At 63.6% G+C, this 3,884-nt stretch carries 5 protein-coding genes; 3 read left to right on the top strand and 2 right to left on the bottom strand.

The annotated features are described in order from the left end of the window. Positions 1-192: 192 nt before the first annotated feature. On the bottom strand, positions 193-645 hold the full coding sequence (locus tag AC1DMG_RS20760) for an outer membrane lipoprotein (protein ID WP_441604021.1): 453 nt from the start codon (positions 643-645) through the stop codon (positions 193-195). A gap of 11 nt (positions 646-656) precedes the next feature. Then, complete coding sequence (locus tag AC1DMG_RS20755; RefSeq protein WP_441604020.1) at positions 657-1,241, bottom strand: glycine zipper 2TM domain-containing protein; 585 nt, start codon at positions 1,239-1,241, stop codon at positions 657-659. 139 nt (positions 1,242-1,380) lie between these two features. Here AC1DMG_RS20755 and AC1DMG_RS20750 point away from each other — a divergent pair, with 139 nt between their 5' ends. From AC1DMG_RS20750 to AC1DMG_RS20740, 3 genes are all read left to right on the top strand, one after another. Next, positions 1,381-2,148 carry a TatD family hydrolase gene (locus AC1DMG_RS20750; protein WP_477181025.1) on the top strand — a complete coding sequence of 256 codons (768 nt, stop codon included), beginning with the start codon at positions 1,381-1,383 and terminating at the stop codon, positions 2,146-2,148. Positions 2,149-2,223: 75 nt separating this feature from the next. Continuing rightward, on the top strand, positions 2,224-2,742 hold the full coding sequence (locus AC1DMG_RS20745) for a MarR family winged helix-turn-helix transcriptional regulator (protein WP_441604018.1): 519 nt from the start codon (positions 2,224-2,226) through the stop codon (positions 2,740-2,742). Then, the coding region (locus AC1DMG_RS20740) for an efflux transporter outer membrane subunit (protein ID WP_477181024.1) at positions 2,739-3,884 on the top strand (1,146 nt) is incomplete at its 3' end. The genes AC1DMG_RS20745 and AC1DMG_RS20740, both read left to right, overlap by 4 nt.

The following is a 3,884-nucleotide window of genomic DNA, read 5'->3' as shown; positions in this document are numbered from 1 at the left end:
CCGTGTACGTGCCGCAAGCAGATCACTTCGCCACGCTTGCCGTCACCACCGCGTGGTCGACGAAACGCGTCAAGACCATCGGCGAACATGCGTTCTACGCCGTCAGCAACTAAACACACCCCACCCCATAGAGAATAAAAAAAAGGCCCTCTCGCGAGGGCCTTTTCATTTGGACGTCCAGACGTCTTTACGTCAGAGCCGATACACGAGGTTGTTGCGGATCTGCACGTAGTCGCCGGGGCGAACCTGCGGATCAGCTGCCTGCGTCACCGTGGCATAGCGACCGTCGTCGAGCTTGACGGTGACCTGCCATGCGACGTCGGGACCGCTATTGTTCTTGCCGACCTGGTTGCCGATGGCGCCGCCGGCCACTGCACCGGCCACGGTGGTCAGGGCCTTGCCGCTGCCGCCACCGAACTGGTTGCCGATCACGCCGCCAGCGATGCCGCCGATGACCATGCCCAGCGGCGACGATTCCTTCTGGGTCTGGATCTGCCGCACGTCACTGACCACGCCACACTGCTCGCAACGGTTGGAAGCGCCGCTGTAAGCCACCTGGCGCTGCGGTGGCGTCTGGCAACCGGAAAGCAGCGCAACAGCGGAAACAAGTCCTACGACAGCCAAATGTCTAAGCAGTGTTTGCATGGCGTGAATCCTCAGTGAGCGTCGGAAACGGCTACCACACCTTCCTGTACCTGCAGCCTGTCACCCGGATCGTGATCCATTCGTACAGTGCGGGTCACGCCGTTGTACTCGTAACTCACATCGTATGCCACCACCTTGTCGCCACCGCTGCCGGCCACTGTGGTGCATTTACGCTGCGTGGTTTGCTGGGTGGCGTTTGCCTGGTGATTGGCCTGGATTTCATGACCTGCATAGCCACCACCGACCGCGCCTGCCACCGTTGCCAAGGTGCGGCCCTTGCCGCCGCCGACCTGGTTGCCGAGCAAGCCACCCGCCACGGCACCAATAGCCGTACCAGCAATCTGGTGGGTGTCCTGCACCGGCTTGTGCGTGGTCACCACCTCGTCATGACATACCTGCTGCGGCGCACTCGCGGCCTCACGGACCGGCGTCACGCTCGTCACGCGCGCGTACTTGGCACCATCGGCAGCCCCTTGCTGCTGCGCAGCGGCGCCCACGCCACCGTCAGCATTCGCGTCCCGATTACACGCCGAAAGACCCAACACCAATACACCGGCGAAACCGACATGCAGCGCCGAAACGACCAACCTGTTCATAATGCTCTCCTAGTGGGACCAGCGGAGCGCCCCCGCTCCTGCTTGAATTCGATCCCAGCGCAATCATTGAACCTCTGGGTCACTGAATGCTCGCTTAGACCGAAGCCACGCATTGTTCAAATTCAGGAAGCCCCGTACTGTGCTCGAACTCACCGACAGCCATGCGCACATCGATGATGCGAGTTTTGCATCCGACCAGGACGCCATGTTCCAGCGTGCCCGCGACGCCGGCATCAGGCACATCGTGGTTCCGGCGATCGACCATGCATCATGGCCGCGCATTGCCTCGCTGGCGGCCGACCAAACCTGCGTACTCCCCGCGTATGGCATGCATCCGATCTATCTCGACGAACATCGTCCCGAGCATCTCGATGAGCTGAGGACTTGGCTGAAGACGCATCGTGCTGTGGCCGTGGGCGAAATCGGACTGGACTATTTCCTGCCCGAACTCGACGTCGAGCAGCAGCGGTTTTACTTCCAGCAGCAGTTGCAGATAGCGCGCGAGTTCGATCTGCCGGTGATCGTCCATGCGCGCCGCGCCATGGATGAAGTCACCTCCACCATGCGCCGCATGGGCGGATTACGTGGCGTGGTTCACAGTTTCTCCGGCAGCCAGCAACAGGCAGAGCGGCTATGGGAGCTGGGCTTCTACCTGGGCATCGGCGGGCCGGTGACGTATGAACGCGCACAACGACTTCGTCACATCGTCGCGACCATGCCCGTCGAACGATTGCTGCTGGAAACGGACGCACCCGACCAGCCCGGCGCCTGTCATCGCGGCKAGCGCAACGAGCCGTCGAACATGGTCGAAGTGCTGCACGTGATCGCCGACCTCCGCGGCGTCAGCCCCGAGGCCATCGCCGAAGCCACCACCCGCAACGCCCGGAATCTGTTCCGGTTCGATTGACCCTTGCGGGTCGCTCGAACCCAGTGCTAGCCTAATTACTTCACTGGCGAACTATTCTTTGGTGAAATGAAGCGCATGCATGAATGCCTCGACCATATGGACGAGGGAATTGGTCGTGTCAGCGAGATCTTCCCGGACCTTCCCGTCCAGGAAGTCGTGCTCACGCGCCTGTTGCTGCTGGTCGGGGGCACCCTGCTCGGCGAGCTGGAAAGCAAGCTCAAGCCGCACGGCTTGAACGACAGCGATTTCCGCACGCTGATGATGATCTACAGCAGCCCGACCGGCAGCGCGACGCCCACCGAGTTGTGCGAGTACGCGCAGCAAGGCGCCACCAATATGACGCGCATCGCCAACGTGCTGGTCAAGGGCGGCCTGATCACGCGGGCCACCAGCGCAGAAGATCGCCGCCGCGTCGTGCTCAGCATCACCACGGCCGGCAAGCGTCTCGTGCGAAAGATTCTCCCTCCGCTCTTCCCCAACGTTCATGGCGCTTTCGCCTCGCTCAGTGCCGCTGACAAGCGCACGCTCGACCGCCTGCTGCGCCAGATCGCCGTCAACATCGATTCGCTCACTCAGCCGGACGCTGGTCCATGACTCCTCACTCCCTCCTGCGCCGCGGACTCGGCCGTCGCGCGCTGCTTGCCTGCGCGATCGCTGTTGCTGTTGCGGGCTGCTCCATCCCTGCCAAATTGAATCGCCCACCGGTGCGCGACGACGTTCCGCTGGCCGGCCTTCAAACCGGCCATCGCGCCGGCTGGCCCGACGCCGCGTGGTGGAAGCAGTACAACGATCCGCAACTCGATCAGCTGATCGACCTGGCGATGCAGGATTCGCCGGATCTGGCCCAGGCCAAGTCGCGCGTCGATTCGGCGCAGCAGAATATCCGTGCAGCCACGGCACAGGCCGGACTCAGCGTGAACGGCAGCGCGCAGGTCGAACGTCAGCGCCTCAGCGAAACCGGCCTGATCCCGCCGAAATTCCTCGGCTTCACCTGGTACAACCAGGGCGATATCGGCGTGCAGGCGCAGTACGACTTCGACTGGTGGGGCAAGAAGCGCAACACCATCGAGTCGGCGGTGGATCAGGCGCATGCAGCCGAAGCACAGCACAGCGCGGCGGCACTCGCCATCCAGAGCAATGTCGCCGACACGTACTTCGGCTGGCTCGCCGATCAGAGCCGCATCGCCCTGGCCAGGCAGACCGTAAAGACGGCCGAACAGCTCGAGCAGATCGCGCAGCTGCGCGTGAAGCAGGGCGTGGATCGTCCGGACACGGTGCAGTCGGCCAAGGCGCAGACCGCGTCCGCACGGCAGATGCTGGTGGTGCTCGAAAGCTCCGCGCGCATTCGTGAGGCCGCGCTCGCCAGCCTGTGTGGCGTGTCTCCCGCGCAATTGCCGGCTTTGCAGCCGCGCGCGCTGCCGGAGGTCACCACCGGACTGCCTGACAACGTCGGCGTCGACCTGATCGCGCGCCGTCCGGATATCGCCGCCAGCCTCTGGCAGGTGGAATCGGCGCTGCGCCAGACCGATGTGGCGCGCGCGGAATTCTTTCCCGACATCAGCATCAGCGCGATGGCAGGCCTGTCGAGTATCGACCTTGACAAGATGTTCAACGCCGGCAGCCGCGTCTTTGGCCTGACCCCGGCCCTGCACCTGCCCATCTTCACCGGCGGTCTGCTGGAAGCGAACCATGGCGTGAGCAAGGCCCAGCTCGGCGCGGCCGTCTCGCAGTACAAC

Source organism: Dyella sp. 01N36 (genome assembly GCF_056399745.1).
Note: the sequence above shows the minus strand (reverse complement) of the source record. Positions and strands in the feature narration are given on the sequence as shown.